Here is a 13,501-nt window from a genome sequence, read left to right on the forward strand (position 1 = left end):
GTGGATCTAGGCGGGGTGGAGTTGTTGTATGCGCGGCGCCGGAACAGGTGCCGGAAGGAAACGGTGGATGAGTGCCGCGGAGGCTGCCGCGAAGATTGCCGACACCAGCCACGGAGCGGCCGCGGCCAGGGACGGCGTGGTGGCCTGTTCATAGAGGGGAGCAAGCGCTACATTGCCGAGCAGGACCATCGTTCCGCCGCAGCTCGCGAGCAGGCCGTAGTAGTCGCCGGTGGGGCGCCCTGCGGCATAGTCGAGGACCAGATCCATGGCAACGGGTGCCACGCACATGTGCCCGAGGGCGAGCGCGGTGACCAGCAGGAACGCCGGCAGCGCAGGGAATGCGGCGGGTGCAGGAAGGATGGCCATGGCTGCAATTGCCACGAACCCCACGCCTTGGACGGCAAATCCCACGGCAAGCGCTGCGGCTGGCCCTTTCCGTTTCATGAGTCCCGCGATGGGCCACTGCAGGGTGATGGTCAGGATGGATGCGTAGGCGAAAACCGCGGAAAGCGCCCCCAAACCGGCGTCGCTCCGTTCCAGCTCGATGGGTAGACCGAAATAGAGCTGGTTGTAGGCAAAAAGGTTGACGCTGTAGAAAGCCGCGAAGGCGACGAAGCGCCTCTCCCTGAGGCAGGCCCAAGTGTCCGACGGCGGTGTGGCCGCCGGGCGCCCGGCGGACGTTGTGACGGCGCTCGCCTTTGCTGCTGGAAGGAACGCGTTGAAGGCCACGGCCATCACGGCAAAGACACCCGCCCCGGCGAGCAGTGCTGTGTCGAAGCCGGTTTGGAGCAAGATGGAGCCGAGCAGGGGACCCGCTACCGCCCCGATTTCTCCGAAGATCACCAGCAGGGCAAAAAGACTGGTCTTGTGGGGCTGAAGGGCGGCTCGTCGTTCTTCGGCCCCGCCCACAAGGCTTTCCAAGGCGGGTGAAAAGAGGGCGCCACCCACCCCTGTGATGACGGCCCCCAGGAGGAAGAGGGGGAAGTCCGAAGCCCAGAGCAACAGAAGGTACCCGGAAATCCTGGCCAGGCATCCGGCGATCATCACGGGCCGTGCTCCCCAACGATCCGCGGCGGCGCCGCCCACGAGGAACAATCCTTGCTGGGCGAAAGTACGTGCGCCCAGGATGATTCCCACGGCCATCGCGCCCATGCCGAAGTCCTCGCGCATCGAAACCGCCAGGAAGGGGACAATCGAGTAGAAGCCAAGGTTGAAAATGAGCTGGCTGGCCAGCAGGAGCCGCAGCATGGGCTCCGCGCGGGGGTTCCCTTTCATGCCTCGTCCTTGTCGTCTTCTTTGTGCCTGCTCAGCCGGGGGATGGAGTTGACGAGCTCCCTGGCCTCCCGGGTCTGTGGCTTGGCGTACACGGCTTCGGTGGGCCCTTGTTCCACGATGCGCCCCCCGGAGAGGACCAAGGTCCGGGAGCACAGCCGGGCGACCGCGGCCAGGTCATGCGAGACGAACAGGAGCCCAAGCCCGTCCCGATGGACCAAATGCTCCATGAGGTCCAGGACGGTGTTCCTGAGCGGAAGGTCGAGCCCGCTCACCGGCTCGTCTGCCAGCAGGACGCTCGGAGCGGGGACCAGTGCCCGCGCGATGGCCACGCGTTGGTTTTGCCCGCCGGAGAGTTCCCGGGGTTGACGCGTCAGCATTCCCGGATCGAGATCGACCCGTTGCAGCGCATCCAGGATCATCCGGCGGTGGTCTCCGTCGATGCGCAGTTGCCTCAGGGGTTCCAGGAGAAGGCGTTCCACGTTCATCCCCGGGTCGAGGCTCGCCGCCGGATTCTGCGGGATGTATTGCACCGCGCGGCGGTACCACCTCAACGACGATGCCGGGCCGGGCACCACCGGAGTGTCGTTGAACGTGACGGTTCCGGCGTCCGGCTTCTCCAAAGCAAGAAGGACCCGCAGGAGCGTCGATTTTCCGGCCCCCGAGCCACCCACCAGGCCGATGCTGTCTCCCGCGGCAATCCTGAGGGACACACCCCGCAACGCGGGCCGGGCCTGGCGTTGCGCCAGGAGCCCTCTGCCTGGGTAGCTGAGCCCCAGATTGGAGGCGTTCAATACTGCATTCATGCCGTGGCTTCCCGGGGGAGGGCATAGAAGCCGGCATGGGCCGCTTCAACCAACTGCTTCGTGTAGTGGTGGCGGGGCCGCTCCACCAGCGACTCCATCGATCCCTCTTCGACGATCCGGCCGGAACTCAAGACAAGGGCCCGGTGGCACAATGCCGCGGCCACGGCCAGGTCATGCGTGATGAACAACATCGCGGCCGCGGATGCGGAACGCCCGGACGGGGAGCTGCCCGACTCCGAGTGCGTCGACTTCGAATGCGTCGACCGCGAATAGGAGGTCAAAGCCTCGAGGACCTTGGCTTGGTTGACCATGTCCAAAGCGGTGGTGGGTTCATCCGCCACCAGGACGGAACTATGGCAGGCGAGGGCCAGTGCGATGCAGACCCGTTGCAGCTGACCGCCCGACAATTCGCCGCTGAAACTCTCCATGGTCCGTTCGGCTTCCGCTATTCCCACCGACCCGAGCAGCTCAAGTGCCCGTTTCCGTGCCATGGAGGCTGAAAACCCAGCATGCCGCAGCGGGATCTCCAGTTGTTTGCCGAGGCGCACCAGGGGATTGAGCGCCGACATGGGGTCTTGATGTATGGCGGCGATCCCGGCGCGACTGCTTCGCCTGCGGGACAACGGCACCTCCGCGCCATTGATCAGCAATTGTCCGGAAACACTCATCGTGGGCGGAAGCTGTCCCAGGAGGGCAGCCGCGGTCAGGGACTTGCCTGAACCCGAGGCTCCGAGAAGCGCCACTCTTTGTCCCGGGTCAATGGCGAAACTGACTCCGTCAATCAAGGCGCGTCCCCTGAGGGACACCCCCAAATCTCGAACCAGGAGGGCAGGGTGCATGGAGGAACTTTCGGGTGGGAGCGACAATGAGTATTGATGCTATCAATACTCATTCTCATTAAGTGAAATATTGAGACACGTTGAGCTCCTTTAGGCCTGCGTCACCCCGACGAGGCTTAGCGGCTCGTTATCGCGGCGTGGAGAGCTGCGGCGTTTTCGGCGAGCCATGCCTGGCGGCGAAGGATCTTGTCCCCGATGCCTTCGTCCCACATCCGTTTCCAGCCGCCGCCCTGGGTGAACGCCCTGTGCCCCATCAGATGCCAGGAGCGGTCCGCGGCGTTCCGGGCCACGTCAACTACCTTGGCGCGGTCAGCAGGGCCCAGGCCATAGGCGTCCACCAGCACGGCGCCCCGGGAGGCGGCGTCGACCCCGCGCATGACGGGATCGCGGTCGGTGACGGGCATCCACGCGCCCCACCAGAGGAGCAAGTTCGCGACCTCTTCAGCCCGGGTCGCGGGGCGCAGCAGATCGAAGTCAATCAGGGCGACGGCGGTGCCGTCCCGGAAGACGACATTCTCCGGGGTGATGTCCATATGGGCGAGGAATGTTGCCGGTCCCGCGATTGAGCCGGGGCACCCAAGGGGATCAGCGGCGTCGTGCGCGTGTGCCCAATCCGGTACCCCAAGCGGCTGCACGGCGTCATCGTAGGCCCGCACCAAGCGCGCGACGCTGATGGCGCTCGATTCGTCGGCGACGCGGCGTGGCCAAGGGCGACCGGCGGCGTCGCCGGGAACGAAACTCAGGGTGTCCCTGCCGCTTTCGTCGATGCCGAGGAAGCGGGGCGCCCCCTGGAAGCCGGCCGATTGGAGGAAATCCAGGACGCGGCGGACTCGCGGAGAAGCATCGCTCACAGGGCGCCGCACTGTATCGCCCACCCGGACGAGCCCCTCCGTCACGTCCCCGCCAAATAGCGGAACGGCAGGTTCCGGCTGGCCACACTCGACGTACGGACGGGCATCGGTATCCATCGTCCGATGCTGCCACGGCCCGGTCGATGACGCCAGCCTGTGCGGTCCGGGCAGGGGCGCCTGCTCCAAGCGGTAATGTCATCAGCGATGGAAGATCTGGGCGGCACCGTACTGACAGCGGCTGGAGCCTTTGCTGCGACAAACCTCGACGACCTCCTGGTCTTGTCCGTTCTTTTCTTGTCAGCGAGGACCCGGACGGTGCCAAGACTCTGGAGAATCTGGGTAGGCCAGTACATCGGCATCGGAATACTGACCGTGGTGGCGGCCGCGGCGGCATTGGCGCTCACTCCGGTCCCGATTGAGTGGGTGGGTTTCCTCGGCCTCGTGCCGCTTGTTTTGGGGTGCTACGCCTTGCTCAAGGTCGCCCGCCCGTCCGGACATCCACCGAAGCCGCGCTCGCTGAACGTGCCCGTGGTTGTCGCGGTGACCGTAGCCAACGGTGGAGACAACATCTCGGTATACATTCCGCTTTTCCGCTCGCTGGGGCCGGCTGCTTCGGTGACGACGGGGCTTACCTTCGCAGTGATGGTGGCGGTGTGGTGCGCAGCGGGCTACTGGCTGACAGCGCACCCGAAGGTGGGTGAGCTCTGCCGCCGGGCTGGAAACCGGGTGATTCCTGTGGTGTACATCGCCCTCGGGATCACCATCATTGTCCGCTCCGGAGTCATTGCCCTGCTGGTGCAGCCCTGATTTGCGCGTAGCGTGCAGGTTTCTCCCATTCGGAAGTGATATGACTGCGGGTGGGTTTCAACCGGAAGCGCGCAGGAGGATTGGCAGGGTATGTTCCGAGGTTGGTTTGTTGTAGGCGCTCTGGTGGTGCTCTTCGGGGCAGCGGCTGTGTTGGGGTTCGGAGCCATCTTCCGGGCCAAGAGTGTGGCGGCACGGATTGATGCGGCCGCAGCGGGGATATTGGCCGCAACCATGGCGGCGGTAGGGCTCGGATGGGCCCAGCTCGGTGTCGTCCCCCTGGGAGCAGCGATTGGCCTTGTCTTCCTCTTTTTCGTCATCAGAATCGTGTACAGGAGCTCGGGTCCCGGCGAGGCAGGGCGATGGTCCGCGATCTATAACGCCCTGGTGGCTGCGCTTTCGGGCTGGGTGCTGCTTTCCGCGTCGAGTGGAGCCGGATCGGTGTCGGATCATCCAGGCCACCAACTGGGCATCATCCTTGCCGACATCATGGGCGCCCTGCTCATGATTTTCGCCGCCACCGGGTGGGTGCTGGGCACTTTCGCGATGCCGGCCGAGAGTAAATCGGACGCCGTTCCCCGATGGAAGGGCGTTCGCGAGGCGCTGATGGCTGCTGGACTTGCCGTCGCGTTGTTCGCGATATCCTAGCCCGATCCACCCAGCCCGGTGCCGCCCTGAACCACCGGGTGGTGGCTTTAGAATGGAGCCATGATCGATATTTCGGTCGAGAAGATTGCCCTTCTCCTGATCATTGCCGTGTTGGTCCTTGGGCCGACCAAGCTTCCAGAGTATGCAAGGAAGCTGGGGCGGCTTATCCGCGAACTGCGGCGCATGGCCTCCGGCGCGCAGGAAAAGCTCCGGCAGGAGCTCGGCCCCGAATTCGAGGACATCGATTGGCGGAAAATGGATCCACGCCAATACGATCCTCGCCGCATTATCCGTGAAGCCCTCCTCGAGGACGAGCCGCTACCCGAGCCTGCCATCCCAGCCCAAATGCAGCACCCTGTCCAGCCTCCCGCCCGCCCGGTTGTGCGGCTGGCGGCCGGGCAGAAGGCTCCCTTCGACGACGAGTCCACCTGATCCGTCAGTCGAGCCGCGGTGTGCGTGGGGGAGCGGTACGACGCTCGCCTGTGGCCTCGAACGCCGCCGCCAAGGCGAGCAGCGCGGTGTCGTCGTAGGCACGGCCGGCGAACGTGAGCCCGACGGGCATGCCGATATCGCTCATGGTTCCCATCGGCACAGTGACGGTCGGGATTCCCAGATGCCGCGGAACGAGGTTGCCATTGGCCACCCAGACGCCGTTGCGCCAGCCGAGATCGGCTGAGGATTCGTTGGTGTCCATGTCCGCCGGTCCGACGTCGGCGGCGGCCGGGAAAATGACGGCGTCCAGCTTGAGGCCGTCCATCCATTCCTCGAGGTCCACCCGCCGGGTCTCTTCGAGTCCGCGCAGGCCTTCTTCGAGGTGCGGGATGTCGGTGACCGATGCGGGTCGATGGGCGCGGATGTGCGCGGGATAGTCGGCGATGTCGTCGTCGAAACCGTCATAGCGGTCCGGGAGCGCCCGCTCCGGGTGCGGGAAGATCGCCGCGCCGTCGACGTCGGCCAGGCTGTTGAGCGCCGGATCACCGTTTGCTGAGAGGAAATCGTCCCAGGCCCACGCCGAGAGATCGACGATTTCCCGCCGGAGGAACTCAGGGCTCACCAGTCCGCGGGTGGCGATGGTGGGCGTGCCCGGGCGGTCGCCTTCGTAGTTGGAGACCACTGGGAAGTCCACCAACACCACCTCGGCACCGGCGGCTTCGAGGTCGCGCCGGGCCGCCTCCCACAGGTCCATCACGGAATCTCGCGTCTGGATTCGTTGACCCGTGGGTCCGCCGATGCCAGGAGCTTCGCTGGTCCCGGCCTCGGGGTCTGCGTTGATGTACATGCGCGGCACCCCGAAGCGTTTCCCCAGCAAAGCCGGGCACGCGCCGTCGGCGTCGGATGGTGCCAGCGCCGGGTAGGAGGCTGGACGGACGAGGGACGCGGCCGGGATCTGCACCCACGGCTGCGCACGCCAGAAGTCGCCACGGGTTTCGGCGTCGTCGGCAACGATGACATCGAGCAGTTCCAAGAGGTCCGCCATGGACCGGGTGTGGGGCACCACCACATCCATGGTGGGGACCAGTGGCCAGTTGCCGCGCACTGAAATGACCCCGCGCGAGGGGGTGTACGCGCACAAGGCATTGTTCGACGCCGGTGCGCGGCCACTTGACCAGGTCTCCTCGCCCAGCCCGAAGGCTCCGAAGCTCGCGGCGGTAGCGGTCCCCGAGCCGTTCGAGGATCCGGATCCGAACGCCGCGGTGAGGAAATCGCCGTTGTAGGGGCTCTCTGCGCGTCCATAGACGCCGCGCTGCATACCGCCGTTGGCCATGGGTGGCATGTTGGTCAGGCCGATCAGCACTGCGCCTGCCGCGCGGAGCCGTTCGATGGTGAAGGCATCGCGTTGGGCGATGAGGTTTTCGAACGCGGGGGAGCCCGCGGCGGCCGTGAGCCCTTTGGCGAGGTAGCTGTCCTTCGCGGTGTAGGGAATGCCGTCGAGGGGCCCGAGGACGCCGCCGCTTGCCCGGCGTTTGTCCGAGGCCCGGGCATCGGCGAGCGCTTCGGGGTTCATCACCACGAGGGCGTTCAAGGTGATGCCGTTGCGGTCGTAGGCGTCGATGCGGTCCAGATACGCCTGGGTGAGTTCCTCGCTGGTTACCTCGCCCGCCTCGAGCGCTGCACGCAACTGCGCAATGGAGGCCTCGACGACGTCGAAGTGGCTCATCGTGCGGCCGGCCTGGTGAGTGTGGGCTGCTGTTGCGTGATGCAGTGGATTCCTCCGCCGCGGGCAAGGATGGGCCGGGCGTCCACGGTGACGACGCGGCGGCCCGGATACGCCTCGGCCAGGATTTCCGCGGCGAGGGCGTCGGCCCGCTCTTCGCCATAGCCGCATGCAATCACGCCGCCATTGACCACAAGGTGGTTGACGTAGCTCCAATCGACGAAGCCTTCCTCGTCGCGCAGGGTCTCGGGTGCGGGAAGCAAGGTGATCTCGAACGGCTTGCCTGCGGCGTCCTGCTGGGTTTCGAAGAACCGTTGGAGGGTGCGGCTGACCTCGAAATCGGGGTGACCTGGATTGGTCTGCGAGTGCAGCAGGACCCGGCCCGGGGAAGGAAGTGTCGCCACCATGTCGATGTGGCCGCGTGTGCCGAGGTCCTCGTAGTCACGGGTGAGGCCGCGCGGCACCCACACCGTGTGGTTAGTGCCCAGCGTGCGTGAGAGTTCCGCTTCGACGCGTGCCTTGTCCGCAGAGGGGTTTCGGCGTGGATCCAGTTGGACGGTTTCCGTGACGAGCACGGTTCCTTCACCATCGACGTGGATGGCGCCGCCCTCGTTGACCAGCAAGGAGGTGACCAGTTCGGCGCCGGACGCTTCGGCGACAAACCGGGCCATGCCGGCGCTCTTCTGCCATTCGGACCAGGCCGGTGCGCCCCAGCCGTTGAAGATCCAGTCGACTGCGCCGAGCACTCCGGGACGTTCGTCGTCGACGACGAAGGTGGGTCCGACGTCGCGCATCCAGAATTCGTCGAGTGGCGCTTCAAGCTGTTCGATTCCGGCGCCGAGCATCCGGCTGGCCCGGTCCCGTTCACTGGGGTCGACCACCATGGTGACGGGTTCGAACTCGGACACCGCGTGCGCGACGGCGGTCCACGCCGCGTACGCTTCTTCCGCTGAAGCGGCGTCGTCGCCCAGCGTCAGGCCGGTGCGGGGGAACGCCATCCACGTGCGCTCATGGGGTGCGGTTTCGGCTGGCATTCTCCAGGCCATGGAAGTCTCCTGCGTATTGGTGAGGTGAAAGTGTCGGTGAGGTGAAGATTCTTGTTGATCGCCTGATCAATAACAAGAAAACTACTTTAGACTGTTCTGTGATGTCAAGCACCATACAGAAACGCGCAGCGCGGAAGACGCCGGCCGAACGCGCGGCCGAAATATCCGAGGCCGCCCGGGAAATAGCGCTCGAACAGGGGCTTTCCGCCATTACGCTGCGCAACGTGGCGGCACGGGTGGGCGTGGCCTCGGGCCTCGTGGCGCATTACCAGCCCAATGCGGAGGCCCTCGTGGCGGGCATTTTCACGACCATCGTGGCGGCGGAGACCGAAGAGGTCGCGAGCCTCCTGGAGCGGCAGCCGACTCCCTTGGAGCAACTCGGAATGCTCCTCGAAACACTCATGGACGGTAGCCGCCTCGATGTCACGGCAATCTGGGTAGAGGCGTGGACCCTGGGGCGCCGGAACGAGGCGCTCGCAGCCTGCGTCCGTGAGCAGATGGATGCATGGCAGGCGGTGGTCCAGCGCGTCGTCGAAGCGGGGATCGACGCCGGTGAGTTCGAGACGTTCGATGCTCCGTCTGTCGCCTGGCAGATCCTGGGCATGGTGGACGGGCTGAATGCCCAGGCCCTCGTTCGCTGGGACGGTGTCAGCGACCGCGGTACGCACCTGGCCCGCGCAGTGGAAGGCATGGTGGGTGCGGCCCGCGGTTCGCTGCTGCCGGGCGGTGCCCCGCCATAAGCCCGGACTCTTAGTTCGGCAGGTAGTGTTCCAGCCGCTCGAACTCCGGTTGGGAAAGCTCGCTCGCGACGGCGGCAGCCCCCACCGCGCAGGCCGCCGCGAGGCTGCTTTCCTCATCGAGGCCGGCCGAGAGTGCGAGCACGAGCGCAGCACAGAAGGCGTCACCGGCCCCCACGCTGTTGACGACGCTCGTCTTGCTCGCAGGCGCGTGGGCGGTCTTGGCCCCTTGCCTGTACATCGACGCACCGCCTGCACCGTAGGTCACGGCCACGCGGTTGGCGTTCCGGAGCTCCGGGATGAGCTCGTATTCGGACTCGTTGACGATCACCAGCTGGCACCGCTCCAGGAGTTCATCCGGCAATGGCTGCGCCGGTGCCGCATTGAGGGCAAAGAACCCCGTGGTGCGGCGAGCGGCTTCGAGCACGGCATCGACGGAGATCTCCAATTGTGCGAGTACCGGCCCGCCATCGGAGAAATCGGCGTGCTCCAGCGAAACCATGGCGTTGGCTCCAGGAGCCACGGCGATCTGGTTCTCGCCCTCGCTGTCGATCACGATCAAAGCAGTACCGGTCGGCGCGGAAACCTGCTCCACTGCGGAAATATCAACCCCTGCACGGTCCAGCGCGTCCGTCAGGAGCCGTCCGTCCGGATCCGCGCCGACGGCGCCCACCATGCGGGCAGCGCCACCCAGCCGTGCGGCAGCTGCGGCCTGGTTGCCGCCCTTTCCGCCGGGCTGACGGTTGAGGGTGCCTTCGCCGATGGTTTCACCGGGGGAGGGCAGGCGCTGGACGCGGCACGTGAGATCGACGTTGAGGCTGCCGACAACGGTGAGCGTGCTGGGGATGGGCATGGGCTGTCCTTCCGGGGGTGCTGGATTGCGGTGCTGGGTTTCCGGCCTCGTGCCGGAAGCCATGTTCATCGAAAGACCCTTCAGTTCGCCGCCGGCAAGGACAGGATCCGCTCCAGGAGGTGGGCGGCGGCGTCGCCCTTGACGGACAGCACAACCCGGGACGCCCGTTCCGGCACCTGCCGCGCACCGGCGGCTCCGCCGTCGAACCGCTCACAGCGGGTCTTGCCATGCGCCTCGCCGGTGCTCGTGTCGACGGATATTCCGACGTGCGGGGCGTCGTCGAGCTCCAGGGCACCCACGGCGATTGCCGCCGCCAGCGGATCGTGGAGGGCGGCGCAATGCTCACCGAAAATTGTGTTGTAAAAGGCGAAATACTGCACGAGCATGCCGGAGAGTGCGTTGGCCACCGGGTGTCCGGCCGCCGCAAGGGCCGCACGATGGGCCTCATCGAAGCGGTGGTTCATGGTGACGTCCAATGGAACCATGGTCACCGGCCAATCGGCCTCCATCACGACGGCGGCGGCCTCGGCGTCATTGAAGATGTTGGCCTCGGCGACCGGGCTGATGTTGCCCGGCACAAACGCGGCTCCGCCCATGATCGTGACATCGCGGACGAGGCCCGGGAGCTTCGGGTCCAGCTGCAGTGCGAGGGCCAGGTTGGTGAGCGGACCGACGGCAATCACGCGCAACTCACCCGGGTGCTCGTGGGCGAGCCGCACGAGCATCTCCGCGGCAGTCTCTGATTCGAAGGTCAGCCCGGAGTCCTCCAAGACGACCCCGCCGATGCCGTTCTCGCCGTGGACGTGAGGCGCTCCGCCGTCGAACGTTCCCATGAGGGGATCGTGGGCACCCACGGCGACCGGGATCCCGGCCCTCCCGGCCGCATGGAGCAGGTTCAACGTGTTGACGGCCCCCGTTGCGGCGCTGACGTTGCCGCTGACGGTTCCGATCCCGGCCAGCTCCACCTCGGGGCTCGCCAAAAGATAGGCGATGGCGAGGGAATCGTCGATGCCGGTATCGCAGTCGAGGTAGAACGGCTGCGGTGTGGTGGTGGTCATGGTGCTCCTTCGTGGGTTGGGTGACTCGGGTCCGGGATCAAGCATGGGAGACGACGACGGCGGGCGCCGCTGCGGAGCTCGCGGCGACAGGGCGGAGGATCAGGGAAGCGGCGAAGGCCGCGAGGGCGAAGCCCGCCGAGATCCACAGGGCAGTTTGGTAGCCGGCGATGGTTCCGGTGGCGACGGCCGGTGCGACGACGGCGATACCCACACTGGCTCCGATTCCAAAGCAGGCTCCATTGAGGCCGGGCACGGAACCCGGAGCCGATTTGGGTGAGTTCAACACGGCGATGCCGCTGACGGTGCTCTGGAACTGTCCGAGGTACAGGACCCCCATGATGATCAGCAGGGCGAAGACCATCCAGCGGTCCGCGGCGAAGACTGCGACCGCAACCGCGGCGACGACGATCAGCCCGCTGCTGATCCGCAACGCCTTGAACCAGCCGATGCGCTGGGCAAACCAGCCGGAGAACACCGCGGTGAGCACACCGACGAAGGCTGTGGGCGTCAGGTAGAGGAGGGCGGACATGGAGGCGGACAGGCCATATCCGGCTTTTGCGTCCTGGCTCAGGAGGATCACGGTGAAGTTCAACGCCGAGAAGATGCCGGCAAGCGTCAGTACGGTGCTTGCCAAAACCGGCCATACCTGGCGGGACCGCAATTGCTCGATGGCGATCAGCGGGCGCGCAACGCGCCTTTCCACGGCGACGAACGCCAGCCCGGCAATCACTGCGCCGGCGAGATAGCCAAGGGTCCAGATATCGCCCCACCCCGATGTGGAAGCCTGCCCTATCAGGTTGCTCAGGAGAACCAGGAATGTGCCCAGAGTACCGGCGCCCCACCAGTCCATGCGTCCCTCCCGTGTCCGGGCGGCTCGCTTCGGGACGACGACGGCGACCAGCACGATCGCGAGCACGCCCACGCCGAGGACCAGCACAAAGAGGAAGTGCCAGCCGATGGTGTCGGTGATGAAACCGCCCAGGAAGCCGTCGAGCCCGCCGATGCCGCCGTTGACCGCCGAGATGACACCGACGGAGATGCCGAAGAGGCGTTTGCTGAAGCGCTCGGACAGGAGCAGGAAAGAAATGGTGAACGTGGCGCTCGTTGCACTCTGCAGGACCCGGCCCACGAGGAGAACGGTCAGGTTTGGCGCCAAAAGGCACAAGACGGTGCCGCACAACATCATCGAGAGGACGATCAGCAGGGTGCGGCGGCGTCCCAGGAAGTCGCTCCACCGGGAAAATGCCATGCCCAGGACCGCGCCGGTCAGGAAGAACAATGACTGGACCTTGGCCACGTTTTCCGTGGATTCCTGGAAGTGGGCGGCCATGGCAGGCAGGGCGGCCGAGAACAGGCTGGCGTTGAGCTGGTAGCTGAGGATCGAAAGGATGAGCGTGGCGATGAGGACGGGCACTCGGGCTGCTTTTCGCCGAACGGGGAGCCCTGCGGTGCTGGTGGCTTGGGTTGTCATGGACAAACTTCCTTGTTTGAAACAGAACGGCTTGGGGGGTGGCTCGATGCAGGTGTGGCGCAGAGCACAAGGTGGCTTATATGTGAATCATACACGCTTGTTATACAAGCTTGGAATACCCATCGCGTAAACTCTCACTATCGACGAAGGGAGCCATCTTGGACCGCAGTGCTGAAGCCGTTCTTTCGGAGCCGTTGGATGCTACGGCCAACATCCCGCTCCGCGTTGCCGTCTACTCGCGCATCATGAACGCCATCAGGGCCGGGCATTTCCCTGTTTCCTCGCTGTTGCCTTCGGAATCTGATCTTGGTTCGGCGATGAAGGTCAGCCGGACGGTGGTCCGTGAAGCCCTGATGCTCCTCGAAGAAGACGGATATGTGCGCTCCCGCCGGGGCATCGGACGTTTTGTGGCCACCCGCCTGCCGCGGGTCGGCCTTGAACGGATCAGGCCCATGGAGGAGATCCTGGCCGAGGCCGGATCGGCGATCCAGGTCAGCCGTACGCAGCACGTATTGCACCCGTCGTCGTCGGTGTTCACCGCGGAGCCTCTCGGAATCCGGGAAGAGGAGGCCTCTTGGTTCTTCGAGAGCGTCCTCACGCGGGACGGCTCACCCATTGCCCTGGTCCAGGAGCACGTGGCAAGCAAGGGGGGTCTCGTTGATCGCGACCCTGAAGCGGCGCGGGCCATTGTGGACGACGTCGGGCAGGAAGCGACGCTGTTGGCCAATTTGATCTCGGCCATTGGCCCGGCCTTTGGGCCCGGCGAGACTGATATCGCAGCAGGCACCCCCGGCGTCGCGAGAGGGGAGTTGCTCGAGCTGGACGCCAAGGACCCGGTGCTGATCCTGACCCAGACCGTCGAGCATTCAGGCCAGGTTGTCTACCTGGCGAAGACGCTGGTCAATACCGGCGTAGTCCAGATCGGAATCATCCAGGGAACCTGACGGTGGGGCACCCAACT

General features: G+C 65.6%; 14 protein-coding genes. 5 read left to right on the forward strand and 9 right to left on the reverse strand.

Features of this window, described 5'->3' with window-relative positions:
- Window positions 1-6 precede the first annotated feature (6 nt).
- The 4 genes from ACSBOX_RS08655 to ACSBOX_RS08670 all read right to left on the reverse strand — a co-directional run bounded on the left by ACSBOX_RS08655 (window position 7) and on the right by ACSBOX_RS08670 (window position 3,885).
- Window positions 7-1,275 (reverse strand): MFS transporter, encoded by a 1,269-nt coding sequence (locus ACSBOX_RS08655; protein WP_442545633.1) that lies wholly within the window; start codon window positions 1,273-1,275, stop codon window positions 7-9.
- The gene (locus tag ACSBOX_RS08660) at window positions 1,272-2,078 is read right to left on the reverse strand and encodes an ABC transporter ATP-binding protein (RefSeq protein ID WP_442545634.1); all 807 of its coding nucleotides are present in this window, start codon (window positions 2,076-2,078) and stop codon (window positions 1,272-1,274) included. The genes ACSBOX_RS08655 and ACSBOX_RS08660 overlap by 4 nt, the downstream gene beginning before the upstream one ends.
- The gene (locus ACSBOX_RS08665; protein ID WP_442545635.1) at window positions 2,075-2,917 is read right to left on the reverse strand and encodes an ATP-binding cassette domain-containing protein; all 843 of its coding nucleotides are present in this window, start codon (window positions 2,915-2,917) and stop codon (window positions 2,075-2,077) included. Before ACSBOX_RS08665 ends, ACSBOX_RS08660 begins: the two co-directional genes overlap by 4 nt.
- Before the next feature lie 116 nt (window positions 2,918-3,033).
- A complete protein-coding gene (locus tag ACSBOX_RS08670) occupies window positions 3,034-3,885 on the reverse strand; it encodes a phosphotransferase (RefSeq protein ID WP_442545636.1) in 852 nt (283 codons plus the stop codon).
- A 75-nt stretch (window positions 3,886-3,960) separates the two neighbouring features.
- Here ACSBOX_RS08670 and ACSBOX_RS08675 point away from each other — a divergent pair, with 75 nt between their 5' ends.
- From ACSBOX_RS08675 to ACSBOX_RS08685, 3 genes are all read left to right on the forward strand, one after another.
- Window positions 3,961-4,575, forward strand: coding sequence for a cadmium resistance transporter (locus ACSBOX_RS08675; RefSeq protein ID WP_442545637.1), 615 nt, complete (start codon window positions 3,961-3,963; stop codon window positions 4,573-4,575).
- A 90-nt stretch (window positions 4,576-4,665) separates the two neighbouring features.
- Window positions 4,666-5,220 (forward strand): hypothetical protein, encoded by a 555-nt coding sequence (locus tag ACSBOX_RS08680; protein WP_442545638.1) that lies wholly within the window; start codon window positions 4,666-4,668, stop codon window positions 5,218-5,220.
- A gap of 60 nt (window positions 5,221-5,280) precedes the next feature.
- Window positions 5,281-5,652, forward strand: a complete 372-nt coding sequence (locus ACSBOX_RS08685) for a sec-independent translocase (RefSeq protein ID WP_442545639.1) — start codon at window positions 5,281-5,283, stop codon at window positions 5,650-5,652.
- Window positions 5,653-5,656: 4 nt separating this feature from the next.
- On the opposite strand, the gene ACSBOX_RS08690 is transcribed toward ACSBOX_RS08685, so the two are convergent.
- Both ACSBOX_RS08690 and ACSBOX_RS08695 read right to left on the reverse strand, forming a co-directional pair.
- Window positions 5,657-7,378, reverse strand: coding sequence for an amidase (locus tag ACSBOX_RS08690; RefSeq protein WP_442545640.1), 1,722 nt, complete (start codon window positions 7,376-7,378; stop codon window positions 5,657-5,659).
- On the reverse strand, window positions 7,375-8,421 hold the full coding sequence (locus ACSBOX_RS08695) for an agmatine deiminase family protein (protein ID WP_442545641.1): 1,047 nt from the start codon (window positions 8,419-8,421) through the stop codon (window positions 7,375-7,377). The genes ACSBOX_RS08690 and ACSBOX_RS08695 overlap by 4 nt, the downstream gene beginning before the upstream one ends.
- Before the next feature lie 101 nt (window positions 8,422-8,522).
- Between ACSBOX_RS08695 and ACSBOX_RS08700 the strand changes: the two genes are divergently transcribed.
- A complete protein-coding gene (locus ACSBOX_RS08700; protein ID WP_442545642.1) occupies window positions 8,523-9,161 on the forward strand; it encodes a TetR/AcrR family transcriptional regulator in 639 nt (212 codons plus the stop codon).
- A 10-nt stretch (window positions 9,162-9,171) separates the two neighbouring features.
- Here ACSBOX_RS08700 and ACSBOX_RS08705 read toward each other — a convergent pair whose 3' ends face one another.
- The 3 genes from ACSBOX_RS08705 to ACSBOX_RS08715 form a co-directional block, all read right to left on the reverse strand.
- Complete coding sequence (locus ACSBOX_RS08705; protein WP_442545643.1) at window positions 9,172-10,011, reverse strand: PfkB family carbohydrate kinase; 840 nt, start codon at window positions 10,009-10,011, stop codon at window positions 9,172-9,174.
- A gap of 80 nt (window positions 10,012-10,091) precedes the next feature.
- On the reverse strand, window positions 10,092-11,069 hold the full coding sequence (locus tag ACSBOX_RS08710) for a nucleoside hydrolase (RefSeq protein ID WP_442545644.1): 978 nt from the start codon (window positions 11,067-11,069) through the stop codon (window positions 10,092-10,094).
- Window positions 11,070-11,106: 37 nt separating this feature from the next.
- The gene (locus ACSBOX_RS08715; RefSeq protein ID WP_442545645.1) at window positions 11,107-12,540 is read right to left on the reverse strand and encodes an MFS transporter; all 1,434 of its coding nucleotides are present in this window, start codon (window positions 12,538-12,540) and stop codon (window positions 11,107-11,109) included.
- A gap of 158 nt (window positions 12,541-12,698) precedes the next feature.
- On the opposite strand from ACSBOX_RS08715, the gene ACSBOX_RS08720 reads away from it, so the two are divergent.
- Window positions 12,699-13,484: a GntR family transcriptional regulator gene (locus ACSBOX_RS08720; RefSeq protein WP_442545646.1), complete on the forward strand. Its 786-nt coding sequence runs from the start codon at window positions 12,699-12,701 to the stop codon at window positions 13,482-13,484.
- Window positions 13,485-13,501 lie beyond the last annotated feature (17 nt).

Source organism: Arthrobacter sp. KN11-1C, from assembly GCF_052180225.1.
In the GTDB taxonomy this organism is placed as follows: Bacteria; Actinomycetota; Actinomycetes; order Actinomycetales; family Micrococcaceae; genus Arthrobacter.